The sequence below is a fragment of the Polynucleobacter sp. UB-Raua-W9 genome, from assembly GCF_018687435.1.
Taxonomy (GTDB): domain Bacteria; phylum Pseudomonadota; class Gammaproteobacteria; order Burkholderiales; family Burkholderiaceae; genus Polynucleobacter.
The window spans coordinates 658,290-683,246 of sequence record NZ_CP061290.1; the positions used below are offsets into that span (position 1 = coordinate 658,290).

The following is a 24,957-nucleotide window of genomic DNA, read 5'->3' on the forward strand; positions in this document are numbered from 1 at the left end:
AATAAGGAGCAGTATGAATAACAACAAAATCCAATTACTTCAGGATCCTTTTCTGAATGCTTTGCGCAAAGAGCATATTCCTGTTTCGATCTATCTCGTCAATGGCATTAAGTTGCAAGGCAATATTGAATCTTTCGATCAATACGTTGTGTTGCTGCGCAACACGGTGACGCAGATGGTTTACAAACACGCAATCTCTACGATCGTTCCAGCTCGTGCGATTGATTTCCGCATAGAAGAAGCTAGCCCTGTATAAAACTGGAGTAGATGCGGCCCGCGCCGTCCTCGTTGGTGTTGATACGGGGCGCGAAGATTTTGCAGACAGCATGGCCGAGCTCAGTCTCTTGGCTGATAGTGCTGGCTCTATACCCACAGCTAGTGTGATTGCCCGCAAGGGTAGAACAGATCCTGCTTTGTTTATTGGGTCTGGTAAAGCGAATGAGCTTAAGCGTGTGATGGAAGAGCAGGGCGCAGAGCTGGCTATCTTTAATCATCCACTTTCTCCAACGCAGCAGCGCAATTTAGAGCGTCATCTTGAGCGTCATGTGATGGATCGCACTGGCTTGATTCTGGATATCTTTAGTCAAAGAGCCCAAAGCCACATTGGTAAGACGCAAGTGGAGTTGGCGCAAGTACGCTATCGCATGTCTCGCTTGGTGCGAGCTTGGAGTCACTTGGAACGTCAGCGCGGCGGTATTGGTGTCAGGGGTGGTCCTGGTGAAACGCAGATGGAGTTGGACCGTCGGATGCTAGCAACGCAAGCGAAGCGTTTAGAAAACGAGCTTGAGAAGCTTCAGCGCCAACAACGAACCCAGAGAAGGGCACGCAATCGTAAGAGTGTGTTTTCAGTTTCTTTGGTTGGGTATACCAATGCTGGCAAGTCGACTTTATTTAATGCCCTAACCAAGGCAGGGACTTACGCCGCCGACCAACTTTTCGCCACTTTGGATACCACTTCCAGAAAGGTGCATTTAGAGGGTGTGGGCTCTATTGTGGTCTCTGATACCGTAGGATTTATCCGAGATTTGCCCCACCAGTTAGTTGAGGCCTTTAGGGCCACTTTGGATGAAACCATTCATGCAGACCTGATTTTGCATGTAATAGATGCCTGCAGCCCCGTTGCCAGAGAGCAAAAAGCCGAAGTAGAAGCGGTTTTGGAGGAAATTGGGGCAAATGAGATCCCTCGAATTGAGGTGATGAACAAAATTGACCAGATGCCCCAAACCTTTAACCGTGGGGCGGTTTTAGAGCGGGATAGCCAGGGTTTGCCGAGCCAGGTTTTCCTCTCCGCCAAGACAGGCTTGGGCCTTGATTTGCTCCGCCTAGCCTTGGCCGAATGCTCTCAAATGACTGATAGAATAAGGGTCGAGCACAACCGTGCCAAGAAGCAATTGGCCCCGGACGAGTTTTTAGAACCCTTACCCGAACGACCAGAAACTTCTGAATTTAATCCGATTCCTACCCGAAGCTATTTTTCTAATGATGCGTAAATTTCTCGACCTCTTTTCGGTCAATGATCCAGGTTGGGGCAACAGCCACAGTGGTGGATCTAAAGATGTCAAAGATGGGCAGGGAGGTGACCAAGCTCCAAAAGTGGAGCCGGATACTAATAAGCCAACAGACACTCAGCCAGTCAATTCGCCTGCGAAGCAGGATGGGCCCCCAGATTTGGATGAACTCTGGCGCGACTTTAATGACAGAATTGCCGGCATCTTTGGCGGTAAGAAAAAGCCAGGAGCAGCAAGCAGTAAGCCAGCTAATAAACCTAGCAGTACCGATATCCCTCCGCCTTCACAGCGTGGTGGCAGTGGAGGCGGAAGCGGCAATGGTGCACCAAACTTCAATTTCACCAATCCATTTGGATCTAGGGCCAGCGTGCTGATTGCTGCTGGAGCCGTATTCTTCATTTGGATTTGTAGTGGCTTTTTCATCATTCAAGAAGGCCAGGCTGGTGTCATTCTGACCTTTGGTAAGTACGATTACACCGCTAAGCCAGGCATTAACTGGCGCATGCCTTGGCCAATTCAGTCGGATGAAACAGTGAATCTTTCTGGTGTTCGCTCTGTAGAAGTGGGTCGCCCGGTGCTGATTAAGGCAACCAATCAAAAAGATTCCTCCATGCTTACCGAGGATGAAAACATCATCGACGTGCGCTTTGCTGTGCAATATCGCTTAAAGGATCCAACCGATTATTTATTTAATAATCGTGATCCAGACGCTACAGTAGTTCAGGCTGCTGAAACTGCTGTTCGCGAAATCGTAGCGCGTAGCAAGATGGATACCGTTCTCTACGAGGGACGTGAAAAGATTGGTATTGATTTGGCAAACTCGATTCAGAAGATCTTAGATAGCTACAAGAGTGGCATTTTCGTTACCAGTGTGACTGTGCAAAACGTACAGCCGCCCGAGCAAGTGCAAGCTGCATTTGACGATGCAGTGAAGGCTGGCCAAGACCAAGAGCGCTTAAAGAGTGAGGGCCAAGCCTATGCCAATGACATTATTCCGCGCGCTAAGGGTACCGCAGCTCGCTTGATTCAGGAGGCTGAAGGTTATAAGGCTAGAGTGGTGGCTACCGCAGAAGGTGATGCCACTCGCTTCAAGCAAATTTTGGTTGAATATTCCAAGGCGCCGCAGGTCACTCGTGATCGTATGTACATCGATAGCATGCGCGAGATGTATAACAATGTGACCAAGATCTTAGTAGATACAACCAAGAGTAATAGTCTCTTGTATTTACCGCTTGATAAGATTGTTGCTCAAGTGAGCGCTGAGAGTGCTCAGGCCGCTAGCACTCAAGTAAATCAAACGAGCGCTTCCACCCCAACAGGAAGTGTGACAGTGGGTGGCGCAACCGGAACAAATAATCCAAGTCTAGCTTCAGGTAGCGGTGCAACAAACCCAGCACCAGCTGTGAATAATGCGAACGATCGTACTCTTGATAAGCGCGATAGCTTTCGAAGTCGTGATCGGGAGGCTAGATAATGAATGCAAATCGTTTGATTGCTGCTGGCATTGCGTTCATTGCTGTGATCTATGTACTGTCATCTAGTATTTTTATTGTTGATCAACGTAAATTTGCAGTTGTTTTCTCTTTTGGTCAGATCGTGCGCGTGATTGAAGAGCCTGGCTTGCGTGTGAAACTGCCGGCCCCATTTGAAAGTGTGCGTTTCTTTGATCGCCGCATTCTGACAATTGACAATCCAGAGGCAGAGCGCTTTATCACTGCAGAGAAGAAGAATCTCCTGGTGGATTCTTATGTGAAATGGCGCATTGTTGATCCCCGAAAGTTTTTTATTAGCTTTAAGGGTGACGAGCGCTTAGCTCAAGACCGCCTCACGCAATTAGTTCGCTCTGCCCTTAATGAAGAGTTTACAAAGCGTACTGTCCGCGAGTTGATTTCGGATCAGCGCGAAGAAGTCATGCAGGGCATTCGCAAAAAAGTGGCTGATGATGCGGCGGATATTGGTGTTGAAATTGTTGACGTACGCTTAAAGCGCGTAGATCTCTTAGCTGAAATCAGCGACTCAGTTTATCGCCGTATGGAGGCAGAGCGTAAGCGTGTCGCAAATGAATTGCGCTCAATGGGGGCAGCTGAATCCGACAAGATTCGTGCCAATGCTGAACGTCAGCGCGATACGATTTTGGCTGAAGCTTATCGAGATGCTCAAAAGATTAAAGGTGCGGGAGATGCCAAGGCAACTGCTCTCTATGCAGAAGCATTTGGACGCGATCCTCAATTTGCTCAGTTCTATCAAAGCTTGGAAGCCTACCGCAGTTCTTTCAAGGATAAGAAGGACATTATGGTTGTTGAGCCCAATGGTGAGTTCTTTAAGTTTCTGCATAAAAAATAAGAAGGTGAATAATTCAGATCATGAATCGTTGGTTACTTCCTGAAGATATTGCAGATGTTTTGCCAGCCGAGGCTCGTAAGGTGGAGACTTTGCGTCGCGCCATCTTGGATCTCTATCAGTCTTATGGTTATGAGCTAGTTGCCCCTCCTATTTTGGAGTTCTTAGACTCCCTATTGACTGGTACTGGTTCAGATCTCAATCTTCAAACCTTTAAGTTGGTAGATCAGATGTCAGGACGCACGCTAGGTTTGCGTGCCGACATTACTCCGCAAGTGGCGCGCATCGATGCGCACTTACTGAATCGTGCCGGCGTTACCCGTCTTTGTTATGCCGGATCTGTTGCGCACGCCCGCACGCCCGTCGGCAGTTCTGCCCGTGAAGATTTGCAGCTGGGCGCAGAGATGTATGGTTGCGCTACTTGGGAAGCAGATTTTGAGGCAATTACCCTGCTCCTCAAAACACTCTCGATTGCCGGCCTTGACAAGGTCTATCTCGATTTATCGCACGCCGGGATCTTGACTGGCATCTTAGCTGACCAGGTCTTGGATAAAGAGACGACTGAGACTTTATATAGCTTGCTGCAGACTAAAGATCGTCCGCGCCTTAGTCAGTGGGCTGCATGCTTACCAGTCACAACAGCCGAAGCGCTGATGGCACTCACTGAGCTCAATGGGCCTTGTGCGCAAGTACTTGCAAAAGCAAAGAAAGTACTGCCTAAACATGCTGCCATCGATCTGGCATTAGCAGATCTCGAGCGTTTAGTTGCCGCAGTTACTGCATCCAGTGGCCTAGAACTGAGTATTGATTTAGCAGACTTGCGTGGCTATCAATATCACAGCGGCGTAATGTTTGCTGCCTATGTAGAAAAGTTACCGCAACCAATTGCTAGAGGTGGACGTTATGACCATGTAGGTCAGGCCTTTGGCCGTTCACGTCCTGCTACCGGATTCTCACTAGATCTGTTAACTCTGGCTAATCTCTCATCATTGAAGGTACGCAAGTTGGCAATCGTAGCGCCTTGGCTTGAAGATATGGCCTTGAATAAAACAATTGCAGCTTTACGAGATTCTGGTGAAGTGGTCATTCAGGTGATGGCTGGAGAAAAAGTTGAAGCTACCGAATATGAATGTGATCGAGAGCTGGTAAAGCAGGGCAGTTCCTGGGAAGTAAAGAAAAAATAAAGTAAGCAATTAACCCCATTTGTAATTATCTTTTTGGATTTCAATATGTCTTCAAAGCAGCAAGCTAAAGGTCGTAACGTAGTTGTCATTGGCACCCAGTGGGGTGATGAGGGCAAGGGTAAAGTGGTCGACTGGTTAACTGACCATGCAAAAGCGGTAGTTCGCTTTCAGGGTGGTCACAATGCGGGCCACACACTCATCATTGGTGATAAGAAGACTATTCTGCGCTTGATCCCATCTGGAATCATGCATAAGGAAGTGATCTGCTATATCGGCAACGGTGTAGTTCTATCACCAGAAGCACTCTTTAAAGAAATTGGCGAACTCGAAGCTGCTGGCTTGGATGTTCAATCCCGCTTGAAGATTTCTGAAGCTACTACATTGATCCTGCCTTATCACGTTGCAATTGATCATGCCCGTGAGAAGAAGCGTGGTGAAGCGAAGATTGGTACAACTGGTCGCGGTATTGGACCAGCATACGAAGATAAAGTGGCGCGTCGTGCACTGCGCGTACAAGATTTATTCTACCCAGAGAAGTTTGCCGAGCAATTGCGTGAGAACTTGGAGTATCACAACTTCATGCTCACTAATTACTACGGTGCAGAGCCTGTAAATTATGAAAAGACTCTTGCCGAAGCAATGTCTTATGCAGAGCGCATCAAACCAATGGTGGTGGATGTTTCTAGCGCACTCTATGCCGCTGAGCAAGCGGGACAAAACCTCTTGTTTGAAGGTGCACAGGGCACTCTATTAGATATCGATCATGGCACCTATCCCTATGTCACTTCCAGCAACTGTGTGGCAGGTAATGCCGCTGCTGGTTCTGGCGTTGGTCCAGATTCTTTGCAGTACATCCTGGGTATCACCAAAGCCTATTGCACGCGTGTTGGTGCCGGCCCATTCCCAAGTGAACTCTATGATCATGACAATCCAGCGAAGCAAGATCCAATTGGTATTCGCTTGGCTGAAGTCGGCAAAGAGTTTGGTTCTGTAACGGGTCGTCCACGCCGCACTGGTTGGTTGGATGCCGCTGCATTGAAGCGCTCTATTCAGATTAATGGACTTTCTGGATTGTGTATCACTAAATTAGATGTTCTTGATGGTTTAGAGACGATTCGCTTGTGTGTTGGCTACAACTTAGATAGTAAAAAACTCGATGTGTTACCACGTGGCGCTGAATCTGTTGCTCGTTGCGAACCAATTTACGAAGATTTTCCGGGCTGGAGGGGTACAACCTTCGGTATTCGGGAGTGGGGCAAGCTTCCAAGCGAGGCCCAAAACTTCCTACGTCGCATCGAGGAAGTAGCTGGAAAACCCATTGCGATGGTTTCTACAGGCCCAGAACGCGATGAGACCATCTTGCTGCAGCATCCTTTCCAGGATTGATGGAAAATAATTGACTAACTATATTTATTAACTAACGCATTAGAGACAAAGGTTTACAAAATGACTGCACGTACCACTTGCAATAGCCTTCAAGTAGCAACTCCTCTTTACCGCTTTATCGAAGACAAGGTTCTTCCAGGTACCGGTATTAAGAGCGCTGACTTTTGGAAGGGCTTTGATGAAATCGTCAAGGACTTAAGTCCAAAAAATGAAGCCTTACTTGCCAAGCGTGATCGTCTTCAATTGGATTTGGATAAATGGCACCAAGCTAATCCAGGCCCAATTAAAGATATGCCTGCTTATCGCAAATTCTTAAAAGAAATTGGCTACTTGGATGATGTCCCAGGAAAAGTAGTTGGCACAACGCAGAATGTCGATGATGAGTTGGCGCTGCAAGCTGGCCCACAGTTGGTAGTTCCAGTTCTCAATGCACGCTATGCATTAAATGCAGCCAATGCGCGTTGGGGATCTTTGTATGATGCTCTCTACGGTACAGACGTTCTCTCTGAAGAAGATGGCGCTACCAAAGCGGGAGCTTATAACCCGATTCGTGGTGCAAAGGTAGTAGCTTATGCACGTAACTTCTTGGATCAATCTGCTCCATTGGCTAAAGGCTCACATAAAGATTCAGTGGCTTATACAGTTGATGGCAACCAATTGGCCGTTAAGCTCAAAGATGGCAGTATGACTGGCTTAGCTGATGAGAAGCAGTTTGTGGGCTACCAAGGCGATGCTACTGCACCAAGCGCTATCTTGTTACGTAACAACGGCATCCATATCGATATCGAAATTAACAAGAGCAAGACTATTGGCGCTAGCGATCCTGCTGGCATCAATGATGTCGTATTAGAGGCTGCACTTTCTACCATTTTGGACTTGGAAGACTCTATTGCTGCAGTGGATGGCGATGATAAGGTGCTTGCCTATGAAAACTGGCTGGGTATCTTGAAGGGCACTTTAGTTGAGGAAGTAAAAAAAGGTGACAAGACAATTACGCGCGCACTTAATCCAGATCGCAAGTACACAGCGGGTATCGGTGCGGTGAATGCTAAGGATGGCGTAGTGACTTTGCACGGTCGCTCACTCCTGTTCCTTCGTAACGTTGGTCATTTGATGACTAACCCAGCCATTATTACTGGTGAAGGCAAAGAGATCTACGAGGGTATCTTGGATGCAGTAGTCACCGTATTGATTGCCTTATATGACATCAATCGTCCAGCGACTCAGGCTATCGGTAATACACGCAAAGGCTCTGTTTACATCGTCAAGCCAAAAATGCACAGTCCTGAAGAAGTTGCTTTTGCAGGTGAGCTCTTTGGCCGCGTTGAAAAATTACTCGGCTTGCCAGCAGATACAGTCAAGCTCGGTATCATGGACGAAGAGCGTCGTATGAGTGCCAATATCAAAGCAGCAATTGCTGCTGCTGGTGCACGTGTTGCGTTTATTAATACTGGCTTCCTGGACCGCACTGGCGATGAAATGCACACAGCAATGTATGCAGGTCCTATGATGCGCAAAGGTGATATGAAAGCCAGTAAATGGTTGTCTGCTTATGAGCGTCGTAACGTATTTGCGGGTTTAGATTGCGGCTTGCGTGGTCGCGCTCAAATCGGCAAGGGTATGTGGGCAATGCCAGACTTGATGAAGGCAATGGTTGAGCAGAAGATCGTACATCCTAAAGCGGGTGCAAATACTGCATGGGTACCTTCTCCAACGGCTGCTACCTTGCACGCATTGCACTATCACCAGGTGAACGTAGCTGATCTCCAAAAAGAAATGGAAAAGCTCGATACTGCCGCTGAAGCAGAAGCGCTGATCAATGACTTATTAACGATTCCGGTAGTTGAGAAGGCGAATTGGTCTAAAGAAGAGATTCAGCAGGAGTTAGAAAATAACTGCCAAGGTATCTTGGGTTATGTAGTTCGTTGGATTGATCAAGGTGTTGGTTGCTCCAAGGTTCCTGATATTCATAATGTAGGCCTGATGGAAGACCGCGCTACTTTACGTATCTCCAGTCAACATATTGCGAACTGGTTGCTAAACGGTATCGTTACAGCCGATCAAGTGAATGAAACATTGCAACGTATGGCCAAGGTAGTTGATGGCCAGAATGCTGGCGATGCTTTGTACAAGCCAATGATGCCGAACTATAAAGATTCCTATGCTTATAAAGCCGCTAGTGATTTGATCTTTAAAGGCCTTGAGCAGCCGAACGGCTACACCGAGCCACTGCTGCACGCTTGGCGTTTGGAAGTGAAGAAAGCTGGCGCTAAGTAATTTAGGCTAAGCCTCAGTAAGGATGGATTTGCCCACAAAGCAAATCCATTTTTTATTGGGGGCATCCAAATGTTCAGCTTTCTAAATCTATTTTCCAAGTCTAGGCAGACTTTTCCTTTCCAGCTAAATGATGGTGGCAGGGAAAAAGCGGGCTTTAAGGGCGGCGCTGGAGATTGTGTAGTCAGGTCGATCGCGATTGCTGCCAAGCTGCCCTATATTCAGGTCTATGAGGATCTCAGAAAAGCTAACGCGAGTTATGCTGAACTGCGGAGCGATCGTTTGGCAAGGCGGCTTAATAGCAAGGGATCATCACCTCGTAACGGAAACCATCGAAATGTGTTTCATGACTACATCCTTGGGCTTGATTTTGAGTGGGTTCCAACGATGAAGATCGGTGCAGGCTGCCAGGTTCACCTGAGGTCTGATGAACTACCGAATGGCATATTAATTGTGAAGGTTTCCAAGCACTTAACCGCCATAGTTGATGGGGTTATACAAGATACGCACGATCCATCACGCGGCGGAACTCGCTGTGTTTATGGCTATTACATTCAAAAATAGACCCATCAACAGCCAATAAAAAAGCCCCAGAGCAGTGCTCAAGGGCTTTATCAAAATTGACTGAAAATAGTCAAATTTGGCGTTAAACCAGTAAAAAATTACCAATTTGCGCTATTTTTATGGCTTTTTTGCTCCATTACTTTAGCCTCTGCCCATGCAGCTGCGATGAGGGCAAAAAAGTCGCGAATCGCAAACAAAGGCTTGAAACTAAAGAGTGGTGCTTGGTGAAACTGTACTGAGTTTGAATGTGCCATTTTAGAGCTCCTTTAAGGGTATACCCTAATAATACCCTAAACTACAGAGAAATGGTGCGAGGCAGCAAATAAATCTTTTTAGACCTTATGGTGATGGTTTTTTAGCTTCCAAGTCTCTCGGTAGGTACTTGTCATACCAATCATGATGGAAGTGGTCCAGGCAAGTGAAAAAAGCCCGCTAAAGGAGATGAAAAAAGCCAAACTCTTCCAGCCGTCAGGCAAGATGTCCTGAATAAATCCAAGGGTCGTATAGCAGCTACCTGCAAAGAGGATTGCATCAATGCCGCTATTTAATAACTGAGCCTGATAAACGAAGGTTGCCCAAATCAGCACTTCTGCAATATGTATGAGGGCAATAAAACAGAACGAGAGATAGAAGTGGAGAAAGACCCAGTGATACTCTTTTTTGGCAAGATTGGCTGTGGTCATTCTTTCGAAGCGCATCAAGACGGTATTAATCGAGATTCCGTGGAATATCAAAATCAGAACTATCCCAGCCACACCCAACAGGATGTCTTGTAAGAGTGCTAAGTAGGTAAATTGGTAGGTCACTGGGGGCATCTTATCGGCGCTTGTGTAAATATCAAATTTCTCATCAGCGTTGATAATGTCATACGGCACCATTCAAGTAAAGCGCGCATTGAACAATATTACCCATAGTCCAGAAACCCAAAAACGAGAATGTTTGTTCTTGTTTTCTTTAGCGGGCATACAGTTCACCCACATTTTGGACTTCATGATCATGATGCCGCTTGGGCCAGAGTTCATTCGGGTCTTGAATATTAATACCCATCAGTTTGGGCTTTTACTTTCTTCCTATACCTTTGCTGCTGCCGCGGCAGGAATTTTTGCTACCTATTATGTGGACCGCTTTGAGCGTAGGCAGTTGCTCTTAAGTCTTTACGTATTTTTTATCATTGCTACTGTAGCTTGCGGCTTGGCGCAAAATTATGAAACCTTATTCATTGCACGAGCATTCGCAGGTGCCTTTGGGGGCATTCTTGGTTCTCTGGTGCAAACCATTGTGGCAGATTCAATTCCATTTGAGCGCCGAGGTAAAGCCTTGGGAACAGTCATGGCTGCATTCTCAGTGTCCACTGTAGCAGGCGTGCCCCTCAGCTTGTTTCTAGCGCATCACATCTCTTATTTAGGGTGGCGCGCACCATTTATCTTTATTGGCGCAATCTCAACCTTGGTTTTTTATGTAGGCTACTTGCATATCCCCAAGATTGCGGGGCACTTAGATCATGTGCATGAGGGTAGTCGACTGAGTCAAATTCTGAAGATTATGATTGCGCCTCAACATATCAAGGCCTTTATATTTATGGGACTCATTATGATGACGGGATTTTCCGTCATTCCATATATCGCCGTTTATCTCACTACAAATGTAGGAATTAATAATTCGTATATTTCTCTAATCTATTTGTGCGGTGGGGTGGCAACGCTTATGAGCTCGCGGTTGATTGGTCATTTAGCTGATCGATATGGGAAGGTAAAGGTCTTTAGAGTGCTTGCCATCATTAGCTTAGTTCCTTTGCTTGTCACCACTAATCTTCCGGTGACGCCATTGTGGATTGTGCTGTTGAATTCCACCACATTCTTTATCTTAATTTCTGGACGAATGATTCCGGCAATGGCAATGGTAAGCCAAGTGGTTGAAAGCAAAATTCGTGGAACCTTTATGAGTCTGATTGGTTCAGTGCAGATGTTGGCATCCGGAATTGCTTCGGTAGTTGCTGGTATGGTGGTGACGATTAATGCGGATGGCATGATGCAACACTACAAACTGGTTGGTTATGGGGCTGCAGTATGTGGCCTACTTACTTTTTGGCTGGTAGGATATATTCACTCAGATGCAAAAAAACATTTAGAAAAGACTTGATGAAACACATGGCACACAAGGAGACCACATGATTCAGTTTAAAAGACCCGACGGTAACTCTGTTGAAGGCTACTTGGTAGAGCCTGCAGATAAAGCCAATGCTCCGGGCGTTGTGGTCATTCAGGAGTGGTGGGGCTTGGATGATGAGGTGAAGTCAGTGGCAGATCGTTTGGCAAAAGCCGGCTATCGTGCTCTAGTCCCCGATCTCTATCGCGGTAAGTTAGCCCTTGAAGCAAACGAGGCCGAGCATTTAATGAATGGCTTGAACTTTGGCGATGCTGCTACTCAAGATATTCGTGGCGCAGTTCAATATTTAAAAGCGACTGGTAGTCAGAAGGTTGCTGTTACTGGATTTTGTATGGGCGGTGCCCTGACGGTACTTTCCGCCTGTAATGTTCCTGAGCTTGATGGCACGATTGTTTGGTACGGCTATCCTCCTTTGGAATATGTAGATGCTGCAGCTATTCAGAAGCCGATGTTGGCACACTGGGCTTTGCATGATGAGTTCTTTTCCATTACAGGCGTTGATCAGCTAGAGGAGAAGTTAAAACAAGCTGGCGCTAGCTATGAATTTTATCGCTACGATACTAAGCATGCTTTTGCTAATCCAAAGTCGGCTGTCCGTGGCTTGCCACCTTTAGAATACAACGCCGAGGCAGCGACATTGGCTTGGGATAGAGCCCTAGAATTCTTGAAAAAGAATTTAGCTTAATTACCTATCAAGGCCTGCATCATGCATTTATTCACCGAAAACCTTGCTGTAGAAATTGCTGCTTACTATCGCAATCTCGCCTTAGCACATGGGGTTGCGCCAAAAGTATTTACCTTAGTTAACGGTGAGGGGGATCAATTTTTATTCTTCATCGATGATTTGGGCATGGAGAAGGAAGAGGAGGATCAGTTTTTGGCATATATCGTTAAAGAACATGATGCTGTCTCTTATGCGCGTGGCACCTTAGTGATCGTTGAAAAGAACCAGCAATATATCGAGTTTGCAATTGTGGATCGTGATGATGAAGAGGCAATCGTTTGCTCTGCAGAGTTAACGCGAGATATGGACGATAAGCCAATTGCTCTTACCGAGTTTGATAAAGCGCTAGTCAAGAAAACATCAATTGTTTTTGGAAAACTCTTTGAGTCGGTCAAGCTATCGGAGGCAAAGCTAGAAGATTTTGAAAGTCTTTGGGAAGAAATGAAACCCAAGATTTTGCATCGATCCATGGGCATCTAGTCCTCTCAAATGACGCCGGCACAACAGCGGGAATTTATTCATGGCTTTAAGGAGATGTCGCATTCTGCTGTGACGATCTTGACGTGGAGTTTGGTGACTGGCATTGCTATGGCAAAGTCCACCTTAACTGTTCAGCAAGCCATTGCAATGAGTCTGCTGGTATACGCAGGCTCAGCTCAACTCGCTGCACTGCCTCTAATTGCGGTGGGCGCACCTATTTGGGTGATATTGCTCACTTCTTTTATGGTGAACTTACGCTTTGTTATTTTCAGTCTCGGATTGCAAGCCCATTTTGCCTATCTATCTACTTGGCGCAGAATTGTGTTGGGCTATTTCACTACGGACTTTTCATATCTATCGCACATTAAGCGCTTCCCAAAACCGGAGACAAAAGAAGAATTGGCTGCCGATAAAGAGCACCTGCGCCTGTATTCCATGATGGGCTTTCAAGCTGCCAACTGGCTTGCTTGGCAGGTCAGCTCTATCACTGGAATTTTGCTTGCCAGTCAAATTCCAAAGGACTGGGGCTTGGAGTTTGCTGGTGCCGTTGCTTTGGTTGTCATTATTGGACCAATGTTGGATCGCGCTTCGGCAAGATGGGCTGCAGTCACTGCCGGGGTTGTTGCGGTCATGACCTACGGCATTCCGTTTCGACTCAATATTATTTTAGCCATTGGTGCTGCTGTATTTGTGGGGATGGTTTTAGATAAATCTCCAAAAGAAGGGGTGATCTCATGAGCGATGACGCTAGTATGAGAGTCGCTTATCTTATCTTTGGGATGATTGTGGTCACTTTTCTGGCGCGCAGTTTCTTTATCCTGCTGGGTGATCGGATCAAGATTTCAGAATGGGGTCTAGAGACCATTCGTTATGCACCTTTGGCTGCATTGATTGCAATTTTGGCACCTGAAATCTTTTTACCAGTCAGCGCCTCCAGCATTGCTGAATTTAACCTAAGACTTCCCAATATTTGGGGAGGAATTGCGGCAATGATTGCCTTTTATTTCAGCAAGAAAATGATTCCAACCCTCGTGATAGGAATGGCAGTTTATACAGCTGTTCGGTTTTGGTTCGCGTAAGTAGGTGAGATGGTGGCTTGCAATATGCCAATTTGACCCCATATAAGGTCAAGTAGGAGTGTTTGGTGCCCAGGAAGGGACTCGAACCCCCACAACCTTACGATCGCCAGCACCTGAAGCTGGTGCGTCTACCAATTTCGCCACCTGGGCATGCCTCTATTATAGAGGGATGGCTATTCCAGGGGCTTTTCTGGGCTAATTTGTCTTTTTTCCTACAGACTCGATGGTTTGATACAGTAGCCTTATTCATAACAAAAATAGATATCAATAGATATATAGCAAGGGCATGTATTGCCGAAGGAATTAAATGCGTAAAGCAAAAGACTTGGTGCCGCGTGAGGCTGATCGTTTAGGAACAGTCCAGGGTCACCGAGATGGATTTGGATTTGTCATTCCCGATGATGGTGGTGAAGATATTTTTCTCTCTGAGCGAGAGATGTCTCGTGTCATGCATGGCGATAGAGTCAATGTCAGGGTGTTAGGAACAGACCGACGTGGTCGGCCAGAAGGGCAGATTGTTGAGGTGGTTCTGCATGCCAACAAAGTTGTCATTGGTCGCCTGTTAAATGAAAACGGCGTTCTCATTGTTGCGCCTGAAGATAATCGAATTGGTCATGACATTTTGATTCCGCCGAAGGGGCAAGGACAGGCTAAATTAGGTCAGGTGGTCAGTGTCGAGATTATTGACTACCCCGATAGTTATCGCCAAGCTGTTGGTCGAGTGGTTGAGGTTTTGGGCGAGATTGATGATCCCGGCATGGAGATCGAAATCGCTGTCCGTAAGTATGGTGTGCCTCACGAGTTCTCGGCTGCAGCGATGAAAGAGGCTGCAGCACTCCCAGACTCAGTTCAGCAAGAGGACTTAGAGGGGCGCGTAGATTTGCGCGATATCCCTTTGGTTACCATTGATGGCGCAGATGCTAGAGACTTCGACGATGCGGTGTATTGCGAACCCATCATGTACGGCAAGACCAAAGCTTGGCGCTTGATTGTAGGTATTGCCGACGTCTCGCATTACGTTAAACCAGGCCATCCATTAGATGACGAAGGTTTGTTGCGCGCTACTTCAGTCTATTTTCCAAGGCGCGTTATTCCAATGTTGCCCGAGAAGATCTCCAATGGTCTGTGCTCCCTCAATCCTGGAGTAGATCGTTTGTGTATGGTCTGTGACTCTGTGGTGGATAACAACGGCATTGTCTTGGCCTATCAGTTCTACCCTGCGGTAATGCATTCTGCGCAACGTTTCACTTATGACACGGTTTGGGAGATTCTATCGAATAGTAAGGGGCCTGAGGCTGCTCGATTTGCCCAGTTCCGCCCACTGCTTGGTAACCTATACTCTTTATTCAAGATCTTGTTATCTGCGCGTGAGAAGCGGGGTGCCATCGAGTTCGAGACTACCGAGACTCAGATCATTAGTAATGAGCTTGGTAAGATTTTGCGGATTGAGCCGCGCCTGCGCAATGATGCCCACCGCTTAATTGAAGAATGCATGTTGACAGCAAACGTTTGTGCTGCTGATTTCATCGACAAGAATAAGCACTTGAGTCTGTATCGCGTACATGGCGAGCCTTCTGAAGAGAAGTTGGTGACCTTGCGCCAGGTGTTAAGAACCTCGGGCCTTTCTTTGGATGGCGGTGAGAAACCAAAACCTCGTGATTTTGCAAAATTGATGCGTGAGATCAAAGATCGCCCTGATGCCAATATGTTGCAGTCAGTGGTGTTGCGCTCTATGCAGCAGGCTATGTATCAGCCAGATAATGAAGGTCACTTTGGCTTGGCATATCCAGCGTACTCTCATTTCACCAGTCCGATTCGTCGCTATCCAGACTTACTTACACATCGTGTGATTAAGTCGATACTGCAGAAGAAGCCTTACGCTCCCGTGCTCCCAGCAACTGTGCCTCTAAATCTGACGCTACCACGCAAAGGCAAAGGTCGCGAGAATGCAGTAAATGCTAAGAAGTCTCATAGTGACGCTAAAGCAGTCGCCGCCAAAGGCGCTAGACCACCCAAAGGTGCTAATGCCGCTTTGCCAATTTGGGGTCAATTGGGCGTGCATTGCTCATCCAATGAGCGTCGCGCCGATGAAGCCTCACGCGATGTTGAGGCATGGCTCAAGTGTTACTACATGCGTGATCATTTAGGCCAAGAATATGCCGGCACCGTAACGAGTGTTGCTAACTTTGGATTATTTATTCAGCTCGAGAACCTGTTTGTCGAAGGTATGGTTCACGTTACTGAATTGGGTGGTGATTACTTTCAGTATGACGAGGCTCGTCAAGAGTTGCGCGGAGAAAGAACGGGCATTCGTTATCGTTTAGGTGATCGCTTGCATGTTTTAGTTAGTCGTGTTGATTTAGATGCACGTAAGATTGAATTTAGTCTCGTCAAATCGATAGGTGCAGAGATAAGTGGCGCATCTAGTCGCCGTCAATTGCTATTGGCTGCTGATACTGGTAGGCCAAATAAGAAAGCTGCATCTAAAAAGAGTAGGCCAGAAAGCAAAACCCCACAAAAGCCTAGCGGCATAAATGTGAATGCTGCAAAGTCTGCTGGAACACTCAGTGCCAACCAATCTAAGAGCAAAGCCAGCCGCAAGAATGGTAAATCAAATCCTGGAAGAACTCCTGGTAAACCTGCTGGCACAAAACCACCAGTACGAAACACTAGAGCTACCCGCCGTAAATAAAAAGCGCACAAAATAGATGAAACAAATATTAGTTGGTTTTCATGCGGTTCAGGCACGCTTACGCGTTGACCCAGATAGTTTGAAAGCGGTTTACTTTGATCCCAGTCGTCGCGATAGGCGCATGGGGGATTTTTTAAAGCAAGCTGAAGAGGTATTGGGTGAGCGTTTGCATGCTGCTGATGCCGAGCGTTTACATAAGCTTACTGGGCATGATCGTCACCAAGGCGTCGTTGCTTTGGCTGAAAAAATGACCATCGCACGGACCATTACTGAAGTAGTAGAAGATGCAGAGAGCGCTCAGAAGCAACCATTGTTCTTGGTTTTAGATGGTGTTACTGATCCACATAACTTTGGTGCTTGCCTGCGTGTGGCTGACGGGGCAGGTGTTGATGCGGTAGTGATTCCAAAAGATCGTTCCGCCTCTATTAATGCGACCGTCAGCAAGGTGTCGAGTGGGGCATCTGAAGTCATGCCCGTAATTACTGTGACCAATCTTGTGCGTAGCATGAAGGAGATGCAGGAAGCAGGCGTCTGGTTAATTGGCACAGACGATGAGGCTGAAAAATCAATCTATGACCTCGATCTCACTGGCCCCATTGCAATAGTGATGGGAGCTGAAGGCGAGGGCATGCGTCGCCTTACAAAAGAAACCTGTGATGAGCTCGTACGCATACCCATGCAAGGTGTAGTAGAAAGTTTGAATGTTTCTGTTGCAAGTGGCGTATGCCTGTATGAGGCATTAAGACAGCGCCTAGCGAAAGCTGCCAAGAATTAATAGGTAGAAACTGCTAGCGACTTACTTCGCTAGCAGTGCTTCAAGTTTTTCTGTATCAATACAGAAATTACGAATACCTTCGGCCAATTTCTCGGTCGCCATTGGGTCATTATTGAGTTGCAGACGGAAGCTAGACTCATCTAGCTTTAGCGGAGTAATTTTTTCCGCATGAGCGCTATCTGCATCCAACTTTTTAATAACAGGTGAGGTGCTACTTTGCAGTTCAGCTAAAAGCTCCGGGCTAATTGTTAGCAAATCACAGCCCGCTAACTCGAGGATCTGAGTAGTATTCCGAAAACTGGCACCCATGATCTCGGTAGAGATGCCAAAGTGTTTGTAATAGGTAAATATTTTCTTGACTGAAGTCACGCCAGGATCATTGGCGCCCCCATTCATTTCATCACTCCAATTGCTACCCAACTTGGACTTATTCCAATCGGTAATGCGGCCCACAAATGGGGAGATCAGCTTTGCGTTTGCGGCGCCACAAGCAGCCGCCTGAATGAGTGAGAAGAGTAAAGTGATATTGCAATGAATGCCTTCAGCTTCTAATTCTTTTGCAGCAGCAATACCTTCCCAGGTGCCAGCAAGCTTGATCAAAATACGTTTGCGCTCAATCCCATGCGACTCATATAAAGCAATAATATGCTTGGCCTTAGCAACCGTTGCCTTGGTATCAAAAGAGAGTCGGGCATCGACTTCAGTAGAAACGCGCCCTGGAACAATTTTCAGAATCTCCAAACCAAACGCTACCAAGATATAGTCAACCAAGTCAGTGGGACTCATTCCGCGATGGGCATCTTTTACTGACTGCACTAAGCTTTGATAATTGCTTTGTTGAGCTGCTTTGAGGATGAGCGACGGGTTAGTCGTGGCATCCTGTGGTTGAAATACTTGCATGCGCTCAAAATCACCAGTATCGGCAACGACCGTAGTGAGCTTTTTAAGTTGCTCTAGTTGGTTTGGGGCTGAAGAAGTGTTATTCATGGCTAGATTGGTCTAAATAAGGGGTCTACAGTAGTCGGTTTTTGATGAATATCATATGATAGATGTATTAATGACTCAGTTTCAATAAAGGCATTTAGCAGGCTTATGAACCAAGATCAACTCAAACAAATGGTAGGCGAGGCGGCTCGTGATGAAGTCTTAAAGTTGCCAGCAGGGCAAATTTTAGGGGTTGGTACAGGCTCAACTGTTAACTGCTTTATTGATGCCTTAGCTCCACACAAAAATCATTTCGTAGGGGCGGTATCGAGTTCAAATGCAACAACAGAGCGTTTACTCAAACATGGCTTCCAGGTTTTAGATCCCAATGATGTCACTGGCTTACCCGCCTATGTCGATGGTGCTGATGAAATCGATCCAACGGGCCACATGATCAAAGGTGGTGGTGGTGCGCTAACCCGAGAAAAAATTATTGCTTCCATGGCCAAGCAATTTATCTGCATCTGTGATTCATCTAAACAAGTTCCAGTGCTGGGTAACTTTGCGTTACCAGTAGAAATCATTCCACTTGCCAAAGGTGTCGTAAGCAGGGAATTAGAAAAATTCGGTGGCAAGGTCACGCTGCGTCTGGCAAAAAATACCCGTGCAGATTTAAATCAAACCCTAAGCGAACCTTTTGTTACTGATAATGGTGGGTGGATATTGGATGTGGCGGGTCTACAGATTGCTGACCCTATTCAAATGGAAGCACAACTAAATCAGATCGCTGGCGTGATTACGGTTGGATTGTTTGCTAAAGAAAAAGCAAACATTCTGCTGGTGAGTAATGCCTCTGGTGTAGAAAGAATCCTGCTCTAGATAATAAAAAACCCGACGGGGTATGCCCATCGGGTTGTTTGCCATGGTTTGCATGGCGCAGGCACTCGGAAGAGATTTAGTTCCTTAGCCTATGAGCATATAGATACGCTCATTCTGAATGGCTTTCGCCAATGTAGTGGAGCACAATCACTGCCTCACTACGATTACATCCTATGCCTGCATAGATAGAGTGTCAACAGCTGGGAACAAGTTTTATTAATTTACTAATGCTGTGCCGCAATACTGCAGATGTAGCGCTTTATTCCGCTGGTGGAACGTAGCCTTGCGCCATATCCGCACCACCTTCAAAGAAGTATTTCTCAACTTGCTTTAAAAGGTACTGGCGCGCGCGGGGATCAGCCATATTGAGGCGGTTTTCGTTAATCAACATAGTTTGCTGCTTTAACCAAGCAGCCCAAGCCTCTTTGGATACTTGATTCCAAATCTTTTTACCAAGCTCACCGGGTAGCGGAGCAAAATCCATTCCTTCAGCCTCTTTGTTGAGCTTGATACATTGAACCATCCGTGCCATCTGTAATGCCTTTCTTATAGATCTTTAGTTAAAACCATGGACTTACGGTCCCAGTTATAAATTTGTTTTCTTTCTTCAGGCAGGTCTTCAACACTTGCCCTTTTAAAGCCGCGCTTTAAGAACCAATGCTCTGTTCTAGTGGTGAGCACAAATAATTTTTTAATACCTTCTTGTTTGGCACGCATCTCTACACGCTTTAGAAGACGCTCGCCATCACCTGAACCTTGAACGTCTGGATCAACTGCCAGGCATGCGAGTTCACCAACGCCGTTGGGAAATGGAAAGAGGGCAGCACAGCCGAATAGAACGCGATCATGCTCAATGACTGAGAAGCGCTGAATATCACGCTCAATCACATCTTGACCACGAGCAGCCAGGATACCTTCTTCTTCTAGAGGCATGGTCAACTGCAAAATACCGCCCACATCATCCTGATTGGCTTCACGCAAGTTCTCAATATCAGATGAAGCAAGCATCATGCCGATGCCATCATGGGTAAAGAGCTCTTCAAGCAAAGCACCATCTTGATTGCAAGGTAAGAAATGAACGCGACTTACGCCTGCTCTGATCGCTCTGCCGGAAATGTTGAGTAGACTCTTCATGCCAACATCTAAATCCTTGTTGCCTGCCATATAGTCTTGGAGCTGTGGCAGGGATAACTCTGTAATCAGATCGCCTTCTGCATCATGCAAGCCTTCATAAGGGCTTAAGAAAATCAACTTGTCAGCCTTAAGAGAGGCAGCAGTAGAGGCGGCCACATCCTCATAAGCCAGATTGAATGCCTGTCCGGTTGGCGAGAAGCCCAAAGGTGAGAGCAAGACAATCTTATTGCTATCTAAAGAGAGTTTGATAGAAGTAGAGTCGACCTTACGCACTAAGCCTGTATGGATGTAATCAATACCCTCCACAACACCTACAGGCATCGCAGTAATAAAGTTACCAGAGATCACGGAGATACGTGATCCCGCCATTGGGGTGTTAGGTAAACCACGACTAAAGGCTGCTTCAATATCGAGACGCAATTCACCAGCGGCTTCTTTGACGCACTCGAGTGCGGCAGCATCAGTAATACGGTAGCTATGAATAGAGCTTTTGCCAAACTTACTCTTGATTTTGCGCAACATGAGTTGCTCTTCAATTTGTGGACGAATGCCGTGAACTAAAACAATGCGCATCCCCATGGCATGCAACATGGCAATGTCCTCAATGAGATTCTCAAGACCAATTTCTTGGACGAGCTCACCAGCAAAAGCAATTACAAAGGTTTTTTCACGGAAGCTGTGAATGTAGGGCGCAACATCGCGCAACCACCCTACAAAGGGGAAGTTGGAGGTAGATTCTTCGGCACTTGAGGCCTGATTCGGTACATTTGTTGGCATAGTGAGAAAATTATAGGGTGCAAGAGCCCATAAACCAACAAAAACCCAAAGCAATGCCAAAGCCTGTGCCTGCTTCCAACACCACTCGCAGGCTCGAAATCCGCTTCCCGGAAGAATTGCCGGTCTCTGGTCAGAGGCAAATCATCAAGGATGCCTTGCAGAGCCACCAGGTGGTAATTGTCTGTGGTGAGACCGGCTCGGGTAAGACTACTCAGCTACCCAAGATCTGTTTAGACCTTGGTAGAGGCACCATCAACGGCGGTAAATTGATTGGCCATACCCAACCCCGCCGAATAGCAGCTACAGCGACTGCCAAGCGAATTGCTCAAGAGCTTGGCTCTCCCATTGGTCAAGATGTTGGCTATCAAGTGCGCTTCGCTGACAAGAGTAGTCAAACGGCCTCGGTCAAGCTCATGACCGACGGCATCCTCTTGGCAGAGACTCAGCGCGACCCTCAGCTCAAAGCTTATGACACGCTCATCATCGACGAAGCACATGAGCGTAGCCTGAATATTGACTTCCTCTTGGGTTACCTAAGACAGCTACTTCCAAAGAGGCCCGATCTCAAACTTATCATCACTTCGGCAACAATAGATGCCCAAAGGTTTGCAGAACACTTTGCAATCAACGGTAAAGCAGCCCCAGTGATTGAAGTTAGCGGCCGACTCTTTCCAGTGGAGCAGCGGTATTCACCGCTGGAGCCAGATTCCAAGCCTGATGGAAAAAAGGAATCCAAGGCTGCAAAAGAAATTCCAGATGCTGTCGCAGAAGAAATTGCTAACGTTTGGCGCGAGGGTACATCAGGTGCTGGAGATGTGTTGGTCTTTTTACCAGGTGAGCGCGAGATTCGGGATTGTGCAGAGACGCTGCGCAAGGATCATGTACTGCAACAACGCTTTCATCCAGAAATTCTGAGTTTGTTCGCTCGTCAATCGGTAGCCGAACAAGAAAGAGTCTTTGGTCCAGGTAATGGTCGTCGCATTATTCTGACAACGAATGTGGCCGAGACTTCTTTAACCGTACCCAATATTCGTTATGTGATTGATAGTGGCTTGGCGAGAGTAAAGCGCTACTCTTATCGTAATAAGGTAGAGCAACTACAGATTGAGCCTATTTCGCAAGCGGCTGCCAATCAACGGGCCGGGCGTTGCGGCCGTGTCTCAGACGGCATCTGTATTCGTTTGTATAGCGAGCTTGATTATCAAAACCGCCCTAAATTTACCGACCCAGAAATTCTCCGAAGCTCATTGGCAGCAGTGCTACTGCGCATGAGTGCATTGCGCCTGCCAAAGATTCAGCACTTCCCCTTTATTGATAAACCACTAGGCAGAGCGATTGCTGATGGCGTGCAGCTTCTTGATGAATTGGGTGCAATTGAATTTGATGAATCAGATGCTACCGATGGAAAAGATATCAACAATAGCTTTAAGCTCACGGCGATTGGTAAGCAGTTAGCAGACTTGCCGCTGGATCCTCGTATTGGCAGAATGCTGCTAGCTGCAAAAGAGCACAATGCTTTAAAAGAAGTCACTATCATCGCTTCGGCTTTAGCAACCCAAGACCCCCGTGAGCGACCCATGGATCAGGGTGCTGCTGCTGATCAAGCGCATCTCCAGTTTGCTGATGAGCGCTCTGAGTTTCTCAGTTTCGTAAAACTCTGGAATTGGTATCAGGATGCCTTGCAACACAAACACAGCAATCGCCAATTAGAAAATGTATGCAGAAGTAAATTCTTATCGCCACGCCGCTTACGGGAGTGGCGAGATGTGCATGGTCAATTGCATACTATGCTGGGTGAAAAGGGTTGGAAAGAAAATGTTCTTGCTGCAACATATGAGCAAGTCCATTTATCGCTTCTCACAGGCCTACTCGGTTATGTTGCCAAAAAAGAAGAAGACGAAAAGTCTCAAGATCGTAATAGTAAGTCGGGTGGCTATGTTGGTGCTCGAGGTATTCGACCATTCATTTGGCCAGGCTCAACCATTGGTAAAAAAGCGGGGGCCTGGATCCTGGCTGGGGAGTTAGTAGAAACCAATCGCATGTATGCACGAACGATTGCCAAGATTGAGCCGCAGTGGGTGGAGAAGGTTGCAGCCCATCGCCTCATTCAGACTCTGAGTGACCCATTTTGGGATCACCGTCAGGGTGAAGTCTTGGCGTTTGAGCGCGGCACTTTATATGGTTTGCCTATCTATCATGGTCGACGAGTTCGTTATGAGCCGCATGATCCAGAAGCGGCAAGAGCGTTATTTATCCGCCAAGCCTTAGTTCAGGAAGAAATGTTTGGTCGCATGGATACACCAGCCCTCTACCGTGAAACTGAATCTGATGCCAAGAAAAAATACCCCGGTCTTTTTAGTTTCTTCTGGCATAACTGTCGCCTGATCAGAGAAATTGAAGCACTTGAGCATCGTTCACGCCGCCCTGATGTTTTAGTTGATGATGATCTACTCTTTGCTTTTTATGACTCGCGCATTCCGAAAGAAGTCTGCAATCGCGAAGGTCTCAAAGCATGGTTCAAGAAAGAACCTGGGCTTGACAGCCAGTTGAGACTCGAGAAGGCCGACCTGATGCGCCACGAGGCTGCAGGTATTACGGTCGATCGCTATCCTAAGATAATGATGGTTGGTGGAGCGGAGCTCAATCTCACATATCACTTTGAGCCCGGAAGTCCAAAAGACGGTGTCACCTTGGTTGTGCCATTAACGCAACTTAATCAAGTAGATGGACGTCGATGTGAATGGTTGGTTCCTGGTATGTGTGAAGAGAAGGTGCTGCTGCTACTCAAATCCTTGCCACAGAAGTTGCGGCGTCACTGTGTGCCACTTCCCGACTATGCAAAGTCATTCTTAGAGCGTACTTTGGAAGGTAAGCAATTTGGGGTGGGCGACTTTTTAGACAGTCTAATTAACGATATACGTCAAGAACGCGGCCTTGAAATTAAGCGGACCGACTTTAGACCTGAAGCGTTACCTTTGCACTCATCGATGAATTTTAGGTTGATTGACGAACATGGTCGTCAGCTTGAAGTAGAAAGAAATCTTGCTCGCTTACGTTCCGAGTATGGAGAAACTGCCCGCAGCGCTTTTCAGGCGATTGCGCAAGAGGCTGCACAAGCAGAGTTGGGGGTAGAGGCGCCTAAGGCTGGCTCCAAACTTGATGAGAAGGCACGTACAGTAGAGCAGGGGGGCTATCGTTCTTGGGAGTTTGGTGAGCTACCAGAAACCCTAGAGATTCAGAAGGGAAATAAAACTTTATTCGGCTACCCAGCTTTGGTGGATCGTGGCGACTACTGCGATTTAGAAGTCTTTGATGATTTGCTGGAAGCCAGAAAGCAACATCACTTAGGATTGCGTCGTCTCTTCGCGCTTAACAATAAAGACACGCTGAAGTCCTTGCAAAAACAATTGCCAGGTATTCGCGAGCTAGGATTGCTATTTATTAATGTGGGTTTTGTAGAAGAATTGATTGAGCAAATTCTGAATGTAGCGCTTGAGCGCGCATTTGTCTCCGAAACGCTGCCAGTCAATGCTGAGCAATTTGCCATGCAATTACAAGCCGGTAAACCGCGATTGGCTCTCATCGCCCAAGAAATTTCCCGGCACGCCTTAAATGCCCTTCAAGCCCACGCTGATTTGCAGAAGAAGGTAGCTAGTGCAAAAGCGGCTTCACCTACTGCTTATGCAGATATACAAACGCAAATGCAAGGATTGATCTTTCCTCGGTTTGTTGCTGAAATTCCTTATGGGCAACTGGTACATTTACCGCGCTACTTAAAAGCGATTGCCATGAGGATTGATAAGTTACGCACCAACCCTAGCCGTGATGCCCAATGTCAAAAAGACTGGGAGTCGGTTGCCAGACCCTGGCAAAAGTTGCTACAAGGAGGCAGGGGTTCAGCTTCTTATGCCATGACCGAGGACCAGGCTTTGCAGGATTTTCGGTGGCAACTCGAGGAGTTGAGGGTCGCTTTGTATGCTCAAGAGCTCAAAACTCCAACCCCAATGTCCCTAAAGAGACTGGAAAAGGTTTTGGCTAGTTTGCGCTAGGTCAAATCCAATGTGCTTGAGA

At 46.9% G+C, this 24,957-nt stretch carries 22 protein-coding genes and 1 tRNA gene; 17 read left to right on the top strand and 6 right to left on the bottom strand.

Features of this window, described 5'->3' with window-relative positions:
* The first annotated feature begins 13 nt into the window (after window positions 1-13).
* The 8 genes from hfq to AOC07_RS03455 all read left to right on the top strand — a co-directional run bounded on the left by hfq (window position 14) and on the right by AOC07_RS03455 (window position 9,256).
* Window positions 14-256, top strand: a complete 243-nt coding sequence (hfq, locus tag AOC07_RS03420; RefSeq protein ID WP_215293994.1) for an RNA chaperone Hfq — start codon at window positions 14-16, stop codon at window positions 254-256.
* Window positions 249-1,490, top strand: coding sequence for a GTPase HflX (gene hflX / locus AOC07_RS03425; protein ID WP_215294292.1), 1,242 nt, complete (start codon window positions 249-251; stop codon window positions 1,488-1,490). The genes hfq and hflX overlap by 8 nt, the downstream gene beginning before the upstream one ends.
* Window positions 1,480-2,982, top strand: coding sequence for an FtsH protease activity modulator HflK (hflK, locus tag AOC07_RS03430; protein WP_215358156.1), 1,503 nt, complete (start codon window positions 1,480-1,482; stop codon window positions 2,980-2,982). The genes hflX and hflK overlap by 11 nt, the downstream gene beginning before the upstream one ends.
* The gene (hflC, locus tag AOC07_RS03435; RefSeq protein ID WP_215293996.1) at window positions 2,982-3,851 is read left to right on the top strand and encodes a protease modulator HflC; all 870 of its coding nucleotides are present in this window, start codon (window positions 2,982-2,984) and stop codon (window positions 3,849-3,851) included. The genes hflK and hflC overlap by 1 nt, the downstream gene beginning before the upstream one ends.
* Before the next feature lie 20 nt (window positions 3,852-3,871).
* Entirely contained in the window at window positions 3,872-5,032 is a 1,161-nt protein-coding gene (locus AOC07_RS03440; protein WP_215358158.1) for an ATP phosphoribosyltransferase regulatory subunit, read from the top strand.
* A 45-nt stretch (window positions 5,033-5,077) separates the two neighbouring features.
* Window positions 5,078-6,418, top strand: coding sequence for an adenylosuccinate synthase (locus AOC07_RS03445; protein WP_215293998.1), 1,341 nt, complete (start codon window positions 5,078-5,080; stop codon window positions 6,416-6,418).
* Window positions 6,419-6,478: 60 nt separating this feature from the next.
* Window positions 6,479-8,695 (top strand): malate synthase G, encoded by a 2,217-nt coding sequence (locus AOC07_RS03450; RefSeq protein WP_215293999.1) that lies wholly within the window; start codon window positions 6,479-6,481, stop codon window positions 8,693-8,695.
* 69 nt (window positions 8,696-8,764) lie between these two features.
* Entirely contained in the window at window positions 8,765-9,256 is a 492-nt protein-coding gene (locus tag AOC07_RS03455; RefSeq protein WP_215358159.1) for a hypothetical protein, read from the top strand.
* Between the two features lie 98 nt (window positions 9,257-9,354).
* On the opposite strand, the gene AOC07_RS03460 is transcribed toward AOC07_RS03455, so the two are convergent.
* Together AOC07_RS03460 and AOC07_RS03465 are read right to left on the bottom strand one after the other, a co-directional pair.
* Entirely contained in the window at window positions 9,355-9,510 is a 156-nt protein-coding gene (locus AOC07_RS03460; protein ID WP_215294001.1) for a hypothetical protein, read from the bottom strand.
* 78 nt (window positions 9,511-9,588) lie between these two features.
* The gene (locus AOC07_RS03465) at window positions 9,589-10,134 is read right to left on the bottom strand and encodes a hypothetical protein (RefSeq protein ID WP_251369686.1); all 546 of its coding nucleotides are present in this window, start codon (window positions 10,132-10,134) and stop codon (window positions 9,589-9,591) included.
* Between AOC07_RS03465 and AOC07_RS03470 the strand changes: the two genes are divergently transcribed.
* From AOC07_RS03470 to AOC07_RS03490, 5 genes are read left to right on the top strand one after another with little or no spacing between them, the layout of a single operon-like run.
* Window positions 10,118-11,395, top strand: a complete 1,278-nt coding sequence (locus AOC07_RS03470; protein WP_215358160.1) for an MFS transporter — start codon at window positions 10,118-10,120, stop codon at window positions 11,393-11,395. The two genes, AOC07_RS03465 and AOC07_RS03470, sit on opposite strands and share 17 nt — an antisense overlap.
* Before the next feature lie 28 nt (window positions 11,396-11,423).
* Window positions 11,424-12,107 (top strand): dienelactone hydrolase family protein, encoded by a 684-nt coding sequence (locus AOC07_RS03475; RefSeq protein ID WP_215358161.1) that lies wholly within the window; start codon window positions 11,424-11,426, stop codon window positions 12,105-12,107.
* 21 nt (window positions 12,108-12,128) lie between these two features.
* A complete protein-coding gene (locus AOC07_RS03480) occupies window positions 12,129-12,626 on the top strand; it encodes a hypothetical protein (RefSeq protein WP_215358162.1) in 498 nt (165 codons plus the stop codon).
* Window positions 12,627-12,635: 9 nt separating this feature from the next.
* Window positions 12,636-13,364, top strand: coding sequence for an AzlC family ABC transporter permease (locus AOC07_RS03485; RefSeq protein ID WP_215358163.1), 729 nt, complete (start codon window positions 12,636-12,638; stop codon window positions 13,362-13,364).
* Complete coding sequence (locus tag AOC07_RS03490; RefSeq protein ID WP_215358164.1) at window positions 13,361-13,705, top strand: AzlD domain-containing protein; 345 nt, start codon at window positions 13,361-13,363, stop codon at window positions 13,703-13,705. The genes AOC07_RS03485 and AOC07_RS03490 overlap by 4 nt, the downstream gene beginning before the upstream one ends.
* Window positions 13,706-13,768: 63 nt before the next feature.
* Here the strand turns inward: AOC07_RS03490 and AOC07_RS03495 are convergent.
* Window positions 13,769-13,855: transfer RNA gene (locus tag AOC07_RS03495), tRNA-Leu, on the bottom strand.
* Between the two features lie 157 nt (window positions 13,856-14,012).
* Between AOC07_RS03495 and rnr the strand changes: the two genes are divergently transcribed.
* Window positions 14,013-16,397: a ribonuclease R gene (gene rnr / locus AOC07_RS03500; protein ID WP_215358166.1), complete on the top strand. Its 2,385-nt coding sequence runs from the start codon at window positions 14,013-14,015 to the stop codon at window positions 16,395-16,397.
* 16 nt (window positions 16,398-16,413) lie between these two features.
* Complete coding sequence (rlmB, locus tag AOC07_RS03505; protein ID WP_215294008.1) at window positions 16,414-17,172, top strand: 23S rRNA (guanosine(2251)-2'-O)-methyltransferase RlmB; 759 nt, start codon at window positions 16,414-16,416, stop codon at window positions 17,170-17,172.
* Between the two features lie 21 nt (window positions 17,173-17,193).
* Here the strand turns inward: rlmB and tal are convergent, their stop codons facing one another.
* Window positions 17,194-18,159, bottom strand: a complete 966-nt coding sequence (gene tal / locus AOC07_RS03510; RefSeq protein ID WP_215294009.1) for a transaldolase — start codon at window positions 18,157-18,159, stop codon at window positions 17,194-17,196.
* 105 nt (window positions 18,160-18,264) lie between these two features.
* Here tal and rpiA point away from each other — a divergent pair, with 105 nt between their 5' ends.
* Window positions 18,265-18,975 (top strand): ribose-5-phosphate isomerase RpiA, encoded by a 711-nt coding sequence (rpiA, locus tag AOC07_RS03515; RefSeq protein ID WP_215294010.1) that lies wholly within the window; start codon window positions 18,265-18,267, stop codon window positions 18,973-18,975.
* Between the two features lie 259 nt (window positions 18,976-19,234).
* Here the strand turns inward: rpiA and AOC07_RS03520 are convergent, their stop codons facing one another.
* Both AOC07_RS03520 and argA read right to left on the bottom strand, forming a co-directional pair.
* Window positions 19,235-19,507 carry an oxidative damage protection protein gene (locus AOC07_RS03520; RefSeq protein ID WP_062308940.1) on the bottom strand — a complete coding sequence of 91 codons (273 nt, stop codon included), beginning with the start codon at window positions 19,505-19,507 and terminating at the stop codon, window positions 19,235-19,237.
* Window positions 19,508-19,521: 14 nt separating this feature from the next.
* The gene (gene argA / locus AOC07_RS03525; protein ID WP_215358168.1) at window positions 19,522-20,886 is read right to left on the bottom strand and encodes an amino-acid N-acetyltransferase; all 1,365 of its coding nucleotides are present in this window, start codon (window positions 20,884-20,886) and stop codon (window positions 19,522-19,524) included.
* A 53-nt stretch (window positions 20,887-20,939) separates the two neighbouring features.
* Between argA and hrpA the strand changes: the two genes are divergently transcribed.
* Entirely contained in the window at window positions 20,940-24,935 is a 3,996-nt protein-coding gene (gene hrpA / locus AOC07_RS03530; protein WP_251371721.1) for an ATP-dependent RNA helicase HrpA, read from the top strand.
* The last annotated feature ends 22 nt before the right edge of the window (window positions 24,936-24,957 follow it).

Excerpts from the sequence above, each read along its gene's own strand:
- hfq (WP_215293994.1), top strand. The coding sequence starts at position 14 with ATGAATAACAACAAAATCCAATTACTTCAGGATCCTTTTCTGAATGCT.
- hflK (WP_215358156.1), top strand. The coding sequence starts at position 1,480 with ATGATGCGTAAATTTCTCGACCTCTTTTCGGTCAATGATCCAGGTTGG.
- hflC (WP_215293996.1), top strand. The coding sequence starts at position 2,982 with ATGAATGCAAATCGTTTGATTGCTGCTGGCATTGCGTTCATTGCTGTG.
- AOC07_RS03440 (WP_215358158.1), top strand. The coding sequence starts at position 3,872 with ATGAATCGTTGGTTACTTCCTGAAGATATTGCAGATGTTTTGCCAGCC.
- AOC07_RS03445 (WP_215293998.1), top strand. The coding sequence starts at position 5,078 with ATGTCTTCAAAGCAGCAAGCTAAAGGTCGTAACGTAGTTGTCATTGGC.
- AOC07_RS03450 (WP_215293999.1), top strand. The coding sequence starts at position 6,479 with ATGACTGCACGTACCACTTGCAATAGCCTTCAAGTAGCAACTCCTCTT.
- AOC07_RS03455 (WP_215358159.1), top strand. The coding sequence starts at position 8,765 with ATGTTCAGCTTTCTAAATCTATTTTCCAAGTCTAGGCAGACTTTTCCT.
- AOC07_RS03460 (WP_215294001.1), bottom strand. The coding sequence starts at position 9,510 with ATGGCACATTCAAACTCAGTACAGTTTCACCAAGCACCACTCTTTAGT.
- AOC07_RS03470 (WP_215358160.1), top strand. The coding sequence starts at position 10,118 with ATGTCATACGGCACCATTCAAGTAAAGCGCGCATTGAACAATATTACC.
- AOC07_RS03465 (WP_251369686.1), bottom strand. The coding sequence starts at position 10,134 with ATGGTGCCGTATGACATTATCAACGCTGATGAGAAATTTGATATTTAC.
- AOC07_RS03475 (WP_215358161.1), top strand. The coding sequence starts at position 11,424 with ATGATTCAGTTTAAAAGACCCGACGGTAACTCTGTTGAAGGCTACTTG.
- AOC07_RS03480 (WP_215358162.1), top strand. The coding sequence starts at position 12,129 with ATGCATTTATTCACCGAAAACCTTGCTGTAGAAATTGCTGCTTACTAT.
- AOC07_RS03485 (WP_215358163.1), top strand. The coding sequence starts at position 12,636 with ATGACGCCGGCACAACAGCGGGAATTTATTCATGGCTTTAAGGAGATG.
- AOC07_RS03490 (WP_215358164.1), top strand. The coding sequence starts at position 13,361 with ATGAGCGATGACGCTAGTATGAGAGTCGCTTATCTTATCTTTGGGATG.
- rnr (WP_215358166.1), top strand. The coding sequence starts at position 14,013 with ATGCGTAAAGCAAAAGACTTGGTGCCGCGTGAGGCTGATCGTTTAGGA.
- rlmB (WP_215294008.1), top strand. The coding sequence starts at position 16,414 with ATGAAACAAATATTAGTTGGTTTTCATGCGGTTCAGGCACGCTTACGC.
- tal (WP_215294009.1), bottom strand. The coding sequence starts at position 18,159 with ATGAATAACACTTCTTCAGCCCCAAACCAACTAGAGCAACTTAAAAAG.
- rpiA (WP_215294010.1), top strand. The coding sequence starts at position 18,265 with ATGAACCAAGATCAACTCAAACAAATGGTAGGCGAGGCGGCTCGTGAT.
- AOC07_RS03520 (WP_062308940.1), bottom strand. The coding sequence starts at position 19,507 with ATGGCACGGATGGTTCAATGTATCAAGCTCAACAAAGAGGCTGAAGGA.
- argA (WP_215358168.1), bottom strand. The coding sequence starts at position 20,886 with ATGCCAACAAATGTACCGAATCAGGCCTCAAGTGCCGAAGAATCTACC.
- hrpA (WP_251371721.1), top strand. The coding sequence starts at position 20,940 with ATGCCAAAGCCTGTGCCTGCTTCCAACACCACTCGCAGGCTCGAAATC.